The sequence below is a fragment of the Burkholderia sp. BCC1993 genome (genome assembly GCF_905339865.1).
GTDB lineage: Bacteria > Pseudomonadota > Gammaproteobacteria > Burkholderiales > Burkholderiaceae > Burkholderia.
In genome coordinates this window covers 400,460-414,105 of record NZ_CAJPGZ010000001.1, presented here as the reverse complement: position 1 = coordinate 414,105, position 13,646 = coordinate 400,460, and the positions used below count along the sequence as shown (strand labels likewise).

Annotated in this window: 13 protein-coding genes and 1 pseudogene; 3 read left to right on the top strand and 11 right to left on the bottom strand. The window is 67.2% G+C overall.

The window, feature by feature from the left end:
* Nucleotides 1–8: 8 nt before the first annotated feature.
* From U4Y91_RS01895 to U4Y91_RS01880, 4 genes are all read right to left on the bottom strand, one after another.
* Nucleotides 9–1,226, bottom strand: coding sequence for a mandelate racemase/muconate lactonizing enzyme family protein (locus U4Y91_RS01895; RefSeq protein WP_321802866.1), 1,218 nt, complete (start codon nt 1,224–1,226; stop codon nt 9–11).
* Nucleotides 1,223–2,554 (bottom strand): MFS transporter, encoded by a 1,332-nt coding sequence (locus U4Y91_RS01890; protein WP_321802864.1) that lies wholly within the window; start codon nt 2,552–2,554, stop codon nt 1,223–1,225. Before U4Y91_RS01890 ends, U4Y91_RS01895 begins: the two co-directional genes overlap by 4 nt.
* A gap of 133 nt (nt 2,555–2,687) precedes the next feature.
* Complete coding sequence (aldA, locus tag U4Y91_RS01885; protein WP_321802863.1) at nt 2,688–4,112, bottom strand: aldehyde dehydrogenase; 1,425 nt, start codon at nt 4,110–4,112, stop codon at nt 2,688–2,690.
* A 335-nt stretch (nt 4,113–4,447) separates the two neighbouring features.
* Nucleotides 4,448–5,386 carry a LysR substrate-binding domain-containing protein gene (locus U4Y91_RS01880; protein ID WP_011356424.1) on the bottom strand — a complete coding sequence of 313 codons (939 nt, stop codon included), beginning with the start codon at nt 5,384–5,386 and terminating at the stop codon, nt 4,448–4,450.
* Nucleotides 5,387–5,608: 222 nt separating this feature from the next.
* Here U4Y91_RS01880 and U4Y91_RS01875 point away from each other — a divergent pair, with 222 nt between their 5' ends.
* Complete coding sequence (locus U4Y91_RS01875; RefSeq protein ID WP_321802862.1) at nt 5,609–6,508, top strand: LysR family transcriptional regulator; 900 nt, start codon at nt 5,609–5,611, stop codon at nt 6,506–6,508.
* Between the two features lie 141 nt (nt 6,509–6,649).
* On the opposite strand, the gene U4Y91_RS01870 is transcribed toward U4Y91_RS01875, so the two are convergent.
* The 7 genes and pseudogenes from U4Y91_RS01870 to fae form a co-directional block, all read right to left on the bottom strand.
* Nucleotides 6,650–7,003, bottom strand: a complete 354-nt coding sequence (locus tag U4Y91_RS01870) for a hypothetical protein (RefSeq protein ID WP_321802861.1) — start codon at nt 7,001–7,003, stop codon at nt 6,650–6,652.
* The gene (locus U4Y91_RS01865; RefSeq protein ID WP_321802860.1) at nt 7,000–7,725 is read right to left on the bottom strand and encodes a hypothetical protein; all 726 of its coding nucleotides are present in this window, start codon (nt 7,723–7,725) and stop codon (nt 7,000–7,002) included. The genes U4Y91_RS01870 and U4Y91_RS01865 overlap by 4 nt, the downstream gene beginning before the upstream one ends.
* A gap of 106 nt (nt 7,726–7,831) precedes the next feature.
* Nucleotides 7,832–8,122 (bottom strand): hypothetical protein, encoded by a 291-nt coding sequence (locus tag U4Y91_RS01860; RefSeq protein ID WP_321802859.1) that lies wholly within the window; start codon nt 8,120–8,122, stop codon nt 7,832–7,834.
* Between the two features lie 127 nt (nt 8,123–8,249).
* Nucleotides 8,250–8,492: pseudogene (locus tag U4Y91_RS01855) on the bottom strand (MFS transporter); the annotation flags it as partial.
* Between the two features lie 160 nt (nt 8,493–8,652).
* On the bottom strand, nt 8,653–10,104 hold the full coding sequence (locus tag U4Y91_RS01850; RefSeq protein ID WP_321802857.1) for an NAD-dependent succinate-semialdehyde dehydrogenase: 1,452 nt from the start codon (nt 10,102–10,104) through the stop codon (nt 8,653–8,655).
* A gap of 38 nt (nt 10,105–10,142) precedes the next feature.
* Nucleotides 10,143–11,165, bottom strand: a complete 1,023-nt coding sequence (locus U4Y91_RS01845; RefSeq protein ID WP_321802855.1) for an aldo/keto reductase — start codon at nt 11,163–11,165, stop codon at nt 10,143–10,145.
* 41 nt (nt 11,166–11,206) lie between these two features.
* Complete coding sequence (fae, locus tag U4Y91_RS01840; protein ID WP_011356415.1) at nt 11,207–11,731, bottom strand: formaldehyde-activating enzyme; 525 nt, start codon at nt 11,729–11,731, stop codon at nt 11,207–11,209.
* A gap of 326 nt (nt 11,732–12,057) precedes the next feature.
* Between fae and U4Y91_RS01835 the strand changes: the two genes are divergently transcribed.
* Both U4Y91_RS01835 and U4Y91_RS01830 read left to right on the top strand, forming a co-directional pair.
* A complete protein-coding gene (locus U4Y91_RS01835) occupies nt 12,058–12,975 on the top strand; it encodes a LysR family transcriptional regulator (RefSeq protein ID WP_321802853.1) in 918 nt (305 codons plus the stop codon).
* 217 nt (nt 12,976–13,192) lie between these two features.
* Nucleotides 13,193–13,558 carry a hypothetical protein gene (locus U4Y91_RS01830; RefSeq protein WP_321802851.1) on the top strand — a complete coding sequence of 122 codons (366 nt, stop codon included), beginning with the start codon at nt 13,193–13,195 and terminating at the stop codon, nt 13,556–13,558.
* The last annotated feature ends 88 nt before the right edge of the window (nt 13,559–13,646 follow it).

Genomic DNA, 13,646 nt, shown 5'->3' with positions numbered 1-13,646 from the left:
CTTTGCGCTCAGCCCTTCGCGGGGGCGAGATCCTTCACGTCGACCGGGTGTTCGCCCATCTGCAGGTGCAGCCGTTCGCCGGTGTACGGCGTGTGGCGCCTCACGACGTCCATGTCGAGTTCGATGCCGAGGCCCGGCTCGTTCGACGGGACGATGTAGCCGTCTTCCCAGCGGATCGGCGTCTTCACGACTTCGGCATGGAAACCGCCCCACGTCATGATGCTTTCCTGGATCAGGAAGTTCGGCGTGCAGGTCGCGAGCTGGATGCTCGCGGCCGCACCGACTGGCCCGTTGTACAGGTGCGGAGCGATCTGCGCGTAGTGCACTTCGGCGAGCGTCGCGATCTTCTTCGCTTCGAGCAGGCCGCCCACGCGCGCGACGTTCAGCTGCAGGATCGATGCGCCGCCCGCCTGCAGCAGCTTGTGGAATTCGTACTTGGTGGTCAGGCGCTCGCCGGTCGCGATCGGAATCGACGTGTGCTTCGCGACTTGCGCGATCGCCTCTTCCTGGCCGGGGGGAACCGGCTCCTCGAACCACAACGGGTCGTATTTCTCGAGCCGCTTCGCGAGCCGGATCGCCGACGACGGCACCATCTGCCCGTGCGTGCCGAACAGCAGGTCGGCCTTGCTGCCGACGGCTTCACGCACCTTGCGGCAGAACGTCTCGCAGCGGTCGAGCACTTCCAGCGACAACTGGTGGCCCGAGTAGGCCGTGTACGGGCCGGCCGGGTCGAACTTGACGGCCGTGAAGCCGAGCTTCACGTTCTCGGCCGCACATTCGGCCGCGAGGTCGGGATCGTCGTAGTCGTATTCGCCTTTCGCGTTCTTCGGGTACAGGTACGTGTACGAGCGCAGCCGCTCGTGGATCTTCCCGCCGAGCAGTTCGTACACGGGCTTGGCGGCGGCCTTGCCGATGATGTCCCAGCACGCCATTTCGAGGCCGCTGACCACGCCCATCATCGTGAGATCCGGTCGCTGCGTGAAGCCGCTCGAATAGGCCTGGCGGAACAGCCGTTCGACGTGATGCGGGTCGCGGTTCAGCAGGTGGCGTTCGAACACGTCGTCGATGATCGGCGCCATCGCCTTCGGGCCGAACGTCGCCGAATAGATCTCGCCGACGCCTTCGATGCCGTCGTCGGTCTTCAGCTTCACGAAGATCCAGTACATCCCGCCGATATGCGGCGGCGGCACGGCGACGATATGGGTTTCGAGAGAAACGATCTTCATACGGACTCCTGGATACGATGAATGCGGGTGAGGCGGTATTTGAGGAAGGCGGCCGCGCCAGCACCGCAGAGCGCGATCGCAGCGATGTAGCCGAAATAGAGCTGGTAGCCGTGCGCGCCCGGCCAGGTCTGCGTCACGTAGCCGTTGATCAGCGGCACGAACACGTCGGGCGAATAGCCGAGCACCGAGATCAGGCCGATCGCGAGGCCCGCGCAATGCGTCGGCACCTTGCAGTCGTCGAGCAGCGACCAGTACAGGCCGCGGATCGCATAGGTGAGGATGCCGATGAACAGCACGAGCACGACGAGCATCGCCTGCGGGCTGTGCGCGGGCGCGGCGATCAGCCCGACGAGCGACAGCGCGGCGAGCACCAGTGCCCAGAACAGCACCGACACCTTCGAGACGCGGTCGCCGAGGAAGCCGCCGCCGATGCCGCCGACGGGGCGCATCCACAGCTTGAGCGTCGTGATGAAGCCGGCCGCCGTCGCGCTGAGCCCGAAATTGCCTTCATGCAGGTAGGCCGAGAAGCTGTAGGTCGCCCAGAACACCTGATAGCCGCAGAACACGATCGCGGCGACGAGCCACAGCTCGGGGATCGCCGCGAGCGTCTTCAGGTCGATGAGCACGCTGCCTGTTCGGCGTTCCGTCACGGCCTTGCGTTCGCCCGCGCTCGACGGATCCTTCACCAGCGCGAGCAGCACGCCGAGCGCGATGCAGAAGAACGCGTACAGGTGCACGACGAGCTTGAAGCCGGCCGCATCGGTGGTGCCGCGCGCCTGCGTCACGTAGGCGAACAGCGTGATCGCGATCGTCGCGAGCAGCGCCTCGACGAGCCCGCGGCCGCCGTCGAGCAGCCCGAAGAAACGGCCCTGTTCGTCCGGGCCCGCGATCATGTTCACGCGCTTGATCACGGCGGCCCAGAACGTGAGGCCGGTGGTCAGCCCCCAGCCGCCGAAGATCAGCACGAGCGTGTCGAACGCCGGCCCGGTCGCGTAGACGAGCCCGAGCGCGCCCGTCGCGAGCAGCGAGAAGCAGATCAGCCAGCGCGGCGACAGCCGGTCGGCAAGCCAGCCGCTCGGCAGGTAGCTGACGAGGAAGATCGTGCCGAGCGACGAATACAGGTAGCCGAGCTGCACGTCGTCGATATGGAAGAACTGCAGCATCGTCGGCTGGTACACCTGCCGCAGATACAGCATCGGGTAGATCGCGCCCGCGGCAATCACGAGCAGCAGCAGTTGCAGGTAGCGTTGCGCACGGGAATGCTGCGACGCGTGAGCGTCGTCGTGCAACGCGAGCGACGCCGCGGGCGTCGACGGTTGGGTCGGCATGATGTCTTCCTCCATCAGACTTCCGTCATGCGGAGGTCTGCAGATTTGTTATGTATTGGATCGGGTCAGGGGCGGCGCGCGCGGCGTGGTGTCGTGGTGCGCGCGCCGGAAACGGTGCGTTGACGCGCCGGTGTCAGTACTTCATGACGACGAGGCGCGTCTGCGTGAATTCGAGCATCCCGTGCTTGCCGTCGTCGCCGCCGAGGCCCGAGCGCTTCCAGCCGGCGTGGAAGCCCTGGTACGGATCGGCCGGCGTGCGGTTCACGTACAGCTCGCCGGCCTCGATCGCGTTCGCGACGGTCATCGCGGTGCGGTAATGCTCGGTGTAGAGCACCGACGACAGGCCGAACTGGTGGTCGTTCGCCTGCGCGATCGCTTCGTCGATCGTCGTGTAGCGCAGCACGGGCATGATCGGGCCGAAGGTTTCCTCCTGCACGATCTCCATGTCCTGCCGCACGCCGGTGAGCAGCGTGGCCGGGTAGAAGAAGCCGGGGCCGTCGGGGATCGCGCCGCCGGTTTCGAGCGTCGCGCCTGCCGCGATCGCGCGTTCGACCATCCCGTGGATGTGCGCGCGCGCCGATGCGCTGACGAGCGGGCCCATCCGTGTGGCGTCTTCCGCACGGTTGCCGATGCGCACGGCCGCCATCTTCTCCTTCAGCAATGCGACGAAACGGTCGTGCACGCTGTCGTGCACGTACACGCGCTCGATCGCCGTGCAGAGCTGGCCGCAATGGGTCGTCTTCGACGCGACGAGCGCAGTGGCCGCGCGTTCGAGATCGGCGTCGGGCTCGATGATCGCGGGCGTCTTGCCGCCGAGTTCGAGCGACGGCTTCGCGATGTTCGCCTTGCAGTAATCGAGCACCTTGCGGCCCGCGTTCACGCTGCCGGTCAGCGTGATCATCCCGACGGCCGGGTGCGTGCACAGCGCTTCGGCCGTCGCGTGGTCCATCGTCAGGATGTTGACGACGCCCGGCGGGAAGCCCGCATCGTCGGCCGCCTTCGCGATCTCGAATGCGGATACCGGCGTGTGGTTGCTCGGCCGCACGACGACGGTGTTGCCGGCGATCAGCGCGGGCGCGACCTTGCGCAGCAGCGTGTAGACGGGATAGTTGAACGGGATCAGGCACGCGACGACACCGATCGGCTCGCGCTGCAGGAACAGGTTCTCGTCAGGCGTGTCGCTCGGGATGATCTCGCCCTCGATCCGGCGCGCCCACTCCGCGTGATAGCGCGTGATCTGGCCCGCGTAGACGGCTTCGTTCGACGCGTCCTCGACGCTCTTGCCGGATTCCTGCGCGAGCGCCGCGCCGATCTCGGGGGCACGCGCGGTCAGCGCTTCGGCGAAACGGTGCAGGTACGCGGCGCGCTCGGCGCTCGGCAGCTTGCGCCACGCCTTCTGCGCGACGGCCGCAGCGTCGACGGCGGCGCGTGCGTCGGCCGGCGTCGCGGCCGGCACGCGCGCGAACGGCGCTTCGGTGGCGGGATTGTGGACGACGATGAACGCGTCGCTTTCCGGGGCGACGAAACGGCCGTTCACGTAGTTGCGTTCGGTGCGCATGAAGTGACTCCTCCGATGAATGCGGGCGGATCGCTTCGGGTGGCGACACGCGCGGTACGGGACAGAGGCCATTCTCTTCATGCGTTTAGTGCACGACAAACGACTTATTTTCGCGTCGAGCATGAGAAAAACGCACGTTACTCGACCGATCGGCCGGAATCGCGCGTCCGGCAAGGCTGCCGTAGCGCGGGCCGGGAGCGGGACGGGCGGCGGCGGGGCCGCATTTTTCGACTGATCCGAATGCGCTCGGGAGCGGGAGCCGGTAAGGTGTCGGCCGCGGTTGACGCTTCGGCGCGGGCGAGGCGGTCGGCCACGCTTGGGGCACGGATCGCGCGCTAGGCGAGCGGCACTTGCGGCAGCGGCGACGACGGTTCGAGATGGCGCTTCGCGAGCCACACTTCCTGCTGCAGCCAATCGCGGAACTGGACGATGTGCGGCAGGTTCGTCTGCTCGGGCCGCGTGACGAACCAGTACGACTGGTGGCCGTCGACGTGCACGTTGAGCACCTGCATCAGTTGCCCGGTCGCGAGTTCGCGCGCGACCATGTGGCGATCGGCGATCGTGATCCCGAGGCCGTCGATCGCCGCGCGGATCGCATGGTCGAGCAGGTCGAATTCGTAGCCGCCGCGCGTGTCGACATCGGCGATGCCGGCGGCCTTCAGCCAGTGCTGCCAGGTCAGGTAGCGCTGGTCGTCGGTGGCGAGCACGTGCAGCAGCGTGAAGCGGTTCAGGTCGATCGGCGCGCCGTCTTGCCGCAGCCGCGCATACAGCGCGGGCGCGCAGACGGCGATATGCTGCTCCTGCATCAGCAATGCGTTGTCGAAGCCGTCCCATTCGCCGTCGCCGAACCGGATCGCGCAGTCGAGCACGCGCGATTCGCCGAGACTGTCGTGTATGCGGGTCGTGAGGCTCAGCTCGAATTCGGGATGCGCGTCGCGCAGCCGGCCGAGCCGCGGCATCAGCCAGCGCGCGGCGAAGGTGGGCGGCACGTTCGCGCGCAGGCGGTTCAGGTGGGTTTTTTCCTGCAGGCTGCGTACGGTCAGCTCGATCTTGTCGAACGATTGCTGCAGCGCGCGCAGCAGCACGCGGCCGGCCGCCGTCAGTTCGAGCTGGTGATGGCGCCGCTCGAGCAGGGTTTCGCCGAGCTGGCCCTCGAGCTGGCGAACCTGGCGGCTCACCGCGCTCTGCGTCACGTTGAGCAGTTCGGCCGCGCGTGTGAAGCTGCCGGTGCGGCCGGCCATCTCGAAGGCTTTCAGCGCGTTCAGCGCCGGCATCTTGCGTCTCACGGGGCGGTGTCGTGTTTGGTGCGGGATGCTTATTGTAGGCGGGCGGCGCGGGTGCGGGGACGATGAATGGATGCGACGGAGGGCGCGAGCCTCCGGGGCTTTTTACGGCGCGGCGGTTGGCGCGCCTTGTTGCGACGAGGCTGCCCGCAGGATGGTCGGCGGCGCCGGCCCGCAACTGCACGAACGATACGAACGAAGGGGACATACATCATGCGACGCCTGCCATCGTTGATCGCGCTGCGATTTTTCGAGGAGACCGCGCGTCACCTGAGCTTCAACCGTGCGGCGGTTTCGCTGTGCGTGACGCAGGGGGCGGTGAGCCGGCAGATCCGGCTGCTCGAGGAAGCGCTCGGCGCGCGGCTGTTCGAGCGCGATCACAAGGGCGTGCGCCTGACCGATGCCGGCGAGCGGTTGCTGCCGTTCATCGGGCAGGCGTTCGACACGATCGAACGCGGCGTCGACGAAGTCGCCGCCACGCGGCCGGGTGCGAAGCGGCGCCTGACGGTGTCGCTGCCGCCGACGTTCGCGACGCAGTGGTTTTCGCCGCGGCTCGGCACGCTCGCGGAAGCGCTGCCCGACGTCGAGCTGTCGATCCGCACCGAGCCGGCCGACGACTGTCATTGCCACATTCGCTTCGGGCGCGCGGCGCGCGCGGGAATGCAGTCGGAGCTGCTGATGATGGAACGGCATGCGCTCGTCGGCGCGCCGCGTTATCGCGGCGATGCGCTCGACGTGCTGCTCGGCCGGCTGCCGTCGCTGCATGTGCTGCACGAAGGCAAGCGCCTGACGCTATGGGCCGACTGGTGCGAGCAGGCCGGCGTGCCGGTGGCGCGGATCGCCGACGGCATCGAGTTTTCCACGCTCGAACAGGCGATCCGCGCGGCGCGCAAGGGCGTGGGGCTCGCGGTGGTCGACCTGAACATGATCGACGAGGAGATCGCCGAGGGCAGCCTCGTGCGGCTGTCGCCGGTGCAGCCGATCGGACCGTTCGGCTATTGGCTCGATATCGAGCCGGACAGTGTCGCGGTCGAGCACGTGGTTGCGTTTGCAGCGTGGTTGCGGGGGCAGGCGGGGCGGAAGGGTCAGGCGGCGACTGTGGGACGCGACTGATCGGAATGCGGGAAAAATCGGATCAGGCCGCGCCTGTCGGACAGTGCTTCCGGCTTGGTGTCCGTTAAAGATCGTTACCGACGGGAGACGTAAATAGTCGTTGTCGAGCCGAACCGGACGGCTTTTTCCCGTCGTTGCCGGCTACGCGTCGGGGTCGTGTCCGAAGTGCATGAGTGTCTCCCGGCGGCCGCTGGCTTCGATTTCGGCGATCGATACCACGGGCAACTGGCACTTCGAGAGATCGATACGCCCGACGTTGAAGACGGTGCGTCGCGGCGGGGATGTCGGCATGTGGGCCGGGCGTGCGTCGTGCCCGACGGCGGACTTGCGCATGACGCGCGCCAGGCTTTGATGGAGTTCGTTTGCGACGAGCGCGTCGAGGAGCTGCCTGGCTTCGGAGACGAGCGCGAGGCGATGCCGGTTCGCCGGCCGGCCCCGCTTCACCGTGTTGCGCGCGATCCGGAATCCGGCAATCGGCGTGTGCTTTGCGTTCATTCGTAAATCCCCTTTTCGATCAGGTATCTTTGCAACGCCCGCACGGATGTGCCACGCGGTGCGACGTCGAATGTCATCCAGCGATGCGATCCCGCCACACGCCAGAAATCTCGCCCGAATCGCGTGGCATAGAGCGCACGCAGCGATCGGAGCGATCCGTCGGCAAGACCGACCGGGTGCCCCTGGAAATACTGGAACAACGCCGCTTCATCGCTGCCCTTGTCGGGAATGGGCGCGTCGAAACCGAACCGTGGCCATGCGTAGTACCCGCATAGCCGGCGCCCGCCCGGTTTGGGCGCTGCTTTCCGGCCCCCCGCTGCGAATGCAATGATTCGGGTGATGCCCAACGTATCAGACGCCCTGACGATGCGCCACAGCATCGCCGCGCCGAGTCCCGCGATTGCGTTGTCGACGAGATCGATTGTCTTGAGTTCGAGTAGGGATGTGTCCGATTCTCGACGCACCGATACGCGGTTTTCGGATCGGATCCAGGTGGTGTTCGTGACCGAGAAGGTCAACGAGCCTCTGCTGTCGAGATAGGCTTGAATCTCCGATCCCGTAGGCGCGCCGCACAACGAACCGAGCAGTTCGTCGGAGACGTCGCCGCTCACGCCGAGCAACGCGGAAATGTCGAGGTCGTTCCGATCGATCGCGAGACGATCGTCGAAGTACATCGCCTCGTACGGCAGAACATGGCAGAGATCGACATGCTGGGCGGGCATGGTTGCGGGCGACGAATGGAAAACCCCAGCATATCGCCGCGAATCCGCCGCGCCGAGTCCGCCGAACGGCCAACCGCGAGACGGAACGCCCGCCGTCCCGCCCGCCTTACGACCAGTCGAACGTCAGCAGCGCCACGCGGCTGATCGGTTCGTAGAACAACAGAATCCAGTCCGCGCCCATCGCGCGGTACTCCCAGCCGCGCACGCCGGCGACGAAGCGAAAGCGCGCACCGTCGGGGCCGATCGGCCGGATGTCGTCGGGGTCGCTATCGTCGACCGGAAAGTCCGAGGTGCCCGAGCAGTTGCCCCAGCCGACCGATAAAACCGCCGGCCGCAATGCACGAACCCGGCCTCGGCCGGGTTCGTTCAGATCGTATTCCGCATCGCCACCGCGCATGAGCCGTATGTCGCTGCGAAAGCACCGAGCACGACGACGCAGGCGGGCACGCAGCCCGCCACCCTCGTCAATGCCCCGACGCCTCCTCCAGCGTCAGATGGTTCGTCTCCGGCGCCCACGTGATCGACACGAGGTTGCCGAAGAAAATGCCGATCAGCGCCGAGCTGCCGATCATCCCCATCCAGAACGCGTCGATCGGCATCTGCTTGCCGAGTGCGGCGAGTGCGTAGCCGATCGTGCCGAGCGTGTAGCCTTCGGTGAAATGCGCGCCGAACGTGAGGCCGGCGATCTTCACGTGGAAACGGTTGAGCGGTACGTCGTCGAGCGCGACGGGGCGGTGCGGCGCCTCGGCGCCACGCGACAGCGGCAACGCGCGCGCGGTGCCGGATTGAACGTTGGCTTGGGTCACGCTGCCTCATGAATTGTTATCTGGCGCGCAGCGGCGCGCGCAGGCGGCACGCCGCCGCGAACGCCGTGCGAGGCGCCGCGCGCCCGGGCGGCGCGCGGCGCGGATCGACCGCGGGGAGCGGTCAGCGGCCGAGGCCGGCCATCAGCGTGTACTTGAGTTCCACGTATTCGTCGAGACCGTACTTCGAGCCTTCACGGCCGAGCCCCGATTGCTTGACGCCGCCGAACGGCGCGACTTCGGTCGAGATGATCCCGTCGTTGACGCCGACCATCCCGCTCTCCAGCGCACCCGACACGCGCCACGCGCGGCCGAGGTCGCGCGTATAGAAGTACGCGGACAGCCCGAACGGCGTGTCGTTGGCCGCGGCGACGGCCTCTTCCTCGGTCGTAAAGCGGAAGCAGCCGGCGACGGGGCCGAAGGTTTCCTCTTCGGCGATCAGCATGTCGGCCGTCATGCCGGTCAGCACGGTCGGCTCGTAGAACGTGCCGCCGAGCGCGTGGCGCCTGCCGCCGGTGAGCGCGTGCGCGCCCTTCGCGGTCGCATCGGCCACGTGCCGCTCGACCTTGCCGAGCGCCGCCTCGTTGATCAGCGGCCCCTGGTCGACTTCACCCGCTAGTGCGTTGCCGACGCGCAGCGCGCGCACGGCGTCCGCGAGCTTGCGCGTGAACGCGTCGTACACGCCGTCCTGCACGAGGAAGCGGTTCACGCATACGCAGGTCTGGCCCGTGTTGCGGAACTTCGACGCGATCGCGCCTGTGACCGCTGCATCGAGATCGGCATCGTCGAACACGATGAACGGCGCGTTGCCGCCGAGTTCGAGCGACAGCTTCTTCAGCGTGTCGGCCGACTGCTTCGCGAGCAGCTTGCCGACCCGCGTCGAGCCCGTGAACGACAGCTTGCGCACGACGGACGAACTCGTCAGCGTCTCGCCGATCGCGACCGCGTCGCCCGACACGACGTTGAGCACGCCGGCCGGCACGCCCGCGCGCTCGGCGAGCACTGCGAGCGCGAACGCCGACAGCGGCGTTTCCTCGGACGGCTTCAGTACCATCGTGCAGCCGGCCGCGAGCGCGGGGCCGGCCTTGCGCGTGATCATCGCGAGCGGGAAATTCCACGGCGTGATCGCCGCGACGACGCCGACCGGCTCGCGCGTGACGACGATCTGCGAATCCGGCTTAGGGCTCGGGATCACGTCGCCGTACATGCGCTTCGCTTCTTCCGCGAACCATTCGAGAAAGCTCGCCGCGTACGCGACTTCGCCGCGCGCTTCCGCGAGCGGCTTGCCTTGCTCGCGCGTCAGCAGCTCGGCGAGCGCGTCGCGATTCTCGAGCATCAGCTCGCCCCAGCGCTTCACGCGTGCGCCGCGTTCCTTCGCGGTCAGTGCGCGCCACGCTGGAAACGCGTGCGCGGCCGCGTCGATGGCGCGCTGCGTGTCGTCGGCGCCGCCTTTCGCGACTTTCGCGATCGTCTCGCCGGTCGCGGGGTTGAGCACCGGATAGGTTGCGTCGCTCGCGCCATGCGATTCGTGCCATTCACCGCCGATGTAATGGCCGGTCCTCAGAAATTCGTTCATTGTGTGTCGTTCCTTCAGTGCCTCGGAGCCTCGATCCTTCAGTTCGTCGCGAAACTGCCCTGCGCCGGACGCGACGCGCGCGCGATGCGCTTGCCGGCCGTGTAGTCGTTGATCAGGTCGCACGGCGTGTAGTTGCGCTCCAGTTCGTGCAGTTCTTCTTCGGTGAGCTGCGTTTCGAGCGCGCCGAGCGCGCTGTCGAACTGCGCGACGGAATCCGCGCCGACCAGCATGCTCGCGACGCCGGGGCGGCCCAGCACCCACGCCTGCGCGATCTGCGCGGGCGGTACGCCGCGGCGCTTCGCGACTTTCGCGACCGATTCCGCGATCGCGAGCGACGAAGCATCGCCGTACATCTGCGCGGTGAAGAAGTCGGTCTGGTTGCGCGTCGATTGCGGCTCGCAGGTCAGCAGGCCGCGCGCGAGCGGGCTGAACACCGACACGCCGACGCCCTGGTCGATGCAGTACGGCACCATCTCGCGCTCTTCCTCGCGATACGCGAGGTTCAGCTGCAGCTGCATGTTGATCGGCTTGTCCCAGCCGTTTCGTTCGCAGGCCTGCATGATCTTCGCGAACTGCCACGTGTACATCGTCGATACGCCGATATAGCGCGCCTTGCCCGCGCGCACGATGTCGTGCAGCGCACTCATCGTTTCCTCGACGGGCGTGTTCACGTCGAAGAAGTGCAGCATGAAGATGTCGACGTAATCCATCCCGAGCCGCTTCAGCGAAGCGTCGATGCCGTCGAGCACGTGCTTGCGCGAATGGCCGCCCGCGTTCGGATAGCTGCCCATGTCGTAGCCGACCTTGGTCGTCACGACGAGCTCCTCGCGGCGCGCGTTGCGCTTCAGGATGCGGCCGACTACTTCCTCGCCGACGCCCGTCGAATAGAAATCCGCGAGATCGATGAAGTTGACGCCGGCATCGAGGGCGCGGCGCACGATCGGCTCGCTCTGCGCTTCGTCGAAGATCCAGGGCTTCCATTCGGGGGTGCCCATGTTCATCGTGCCGAGACACAGGCGGGACACCTTCAGGCCGGACTGGCCGAGGCGGACGTATTCCATGTTTCCTCCAGGTGCGGCCTTGTGTCGGCCGCTTGTCGTCGTCAGTTTTTCTTCGGGGTGTAGAACGGGTTCGACACGTCGCGCGCCGCGGCGAATACCGCGTCGCGATGCGGCAGCCCTTCCATCGCGGCGACGATCGCGTTGCGGCACGCGCGATAGTTGTTCTCGAACACGGCATCGAGATCGTCGGTCTGCGGGTTCACCCAGTTCGCCGACACGACGACCCAGTCGTTCTCCGCTTCGGGCGGCAGCGTGCCGTTCTCGAGCGCTTCGGCCACGGCCTTCGCGATGCCGGCCTGCGATGCGCCCCACGTGGCGTTGCCGTGGAAATCGCTGGCGATCTGCGCCTTGTTGACGTACAGCGTGAGCGGCTTGGTCGGCACGCCCGGCTGCGCGATCACGACGAACGGCGCATGGCCGGCCGACGGCGTCGCAAGGGCAGTGGCGAACGCCTGGCCCGCCGGGCCGTTGCGCGGGCCGACCAGCACGTTGATGTGCGCGAGGTTGACGCCGGGGCCTTCGAAGCCTTCGCCGATGTAAAGCTGCCTGGGTTGGGATGCGGTCATTGCGGTGTCTCGTCGATGAGGTTGGGAGTGCGGCGATTGTGGTGGGCCGCGGCGCGGCCGTTGAATCGATGTTTTCTGATCGGGCTATGAGTTTTCGTCGTCTCCGGGAATGCCCTGAGTCCGGCACGCGGACGCCCGCCGGGCGGGCCTCGGCCGGTGTCGTGACGGCGGGCGGGGCTGAATCGGCGGGTGGGCATTCGCGAACCGGCTCCGGGTTTGTCATACCCGGGCAGGGGTTGGAGGGCCGGGCGCTTCCGGACAACAATCGGCGTGCTCCGAGCCCTATCTTTCGTCTTCCCTTCTTTTTTCGAAAGCGAGTAATTCCGATGGCTGCCATTCAAAGGCCCGATTGGTCGAAGCTCAGTTCGCTCGATCCGGAGCTGATCCGCGCATTCGTCGCCGTTGTCGAGAGCGGCGGCTTCACCGCGGCGGCCCGGCAACTGCATCGCACGCAATCGACGATCAGCCTGCGCATCCGCACGCTCGAGGAACGGCTCGACACGCACCTGTTCATGCGCAACAGTCGGCGGCTCGAACTGTCGCGCGACGGCGAGAATTTCCTGATCCATGCGCGCCGCATCATCCAGGTGCAGAACGACGCGATCCTCGCGCTGAAGCAGGCGAGCAGCGACCGCGGCGTCGTGCGCTTCGGGCTGCCGGAGGACTACGCGGAGCTGTGGCTGCCGGACCTGTTGAAGTCGTTCTATGCGATGCGGCCGGGCGCGCGCTTTCACGTGCATTGCCGCACGTCGCTCGAACTGCTCGAACGGCTGCAGGCCGGCGAGCTCGACGTCGCGCTCGTCGTGCGGCACGGGCCGAACGCGGGCGGGCGGCTGCTCGGCAGGCACGAGGTCGTGTGGGCCGCGCACCGCGATTTCGCGCTCGGCCCGCAGGCGTCGGTGCCGCTCGCGCTGTTTCCGGAGACGTGCTGCTACCGGCAGCGCGGGCTGCAGGCGCTCGCGACGGCCGAGCGGCCGTATCACGTCGTCTATACGAGCCAGAGCCCGACCGGCATCAAGATCGCGGTGAACCACGGCGCGGCCGTGACGATGATCGACCGCTGCACGCTGCCCGAGAACTGGCGCGTGCTCGACGAGACGGACGGGCTGCCGCCGCTGCCGGTGGCCGATCTCGAACTGCATCGCTCGCCGGGCATCTGCGATCCGCTGACCGACGATCTGGTGTCGCTGATCGAATCGATGGTCGACGAGCGGCGGCGCGCGTCGCTCGAAGCGTTCGCTTAGCGGGGTGGGGCGGCGCAAACGCGGGTGAGATCGACGCGAACCGTGGCGCGCGGCCGCAACGCGCGCATGACGACTGCGCGGCCAGCCGCAACTCGGCGTCGTGTTATGTCCCTCGTGCCGTTTTTTGCACGGGCGGCCCGTTTTTTTGCACGACGTTTATGCGGTCTCTTCTAAGCTGGGGACGTGTCGAACAGCCGAGACGGCCTCCGTCCGCTCCATGACCTTCATTCATCCCGTTCCCGCCTACGATGTCGCCGGCCGCCAGTTGCGCGCCGGCATGCACAACAACGTCATTCCGTTCCCTCCGCCGCGCCCGCGCCTGCAGTTGCCCGTTACCTTGACGGCCGACACCGGCGCGCTCGCGCACGCCCGGCTCGCGGCGCTGCTGCATTCCCCGCTCGGCGTGTACGTGGTTAGCGCGCGCACCGTGCGCGACGTGATTCACGTGCAATTCGACATCGCGCCGGAGGATCTCGACTTCACGCTGCACCTGCTGATCGCGCAGCAGGCCGATGCGGTGATTGGTCCCGTTGCCCGCCGGTTGCGTGGCGGCGTACCGGTTCGTCCGGCCCGGGAACGCTGATTGCTCGTCCGGTTTACCGCCGTTCGCCGGCCGCCGTGCCCATGCTGCACGCGGGTCGACTGCGGCGGACGTTCGTGCGCCGCGTCGT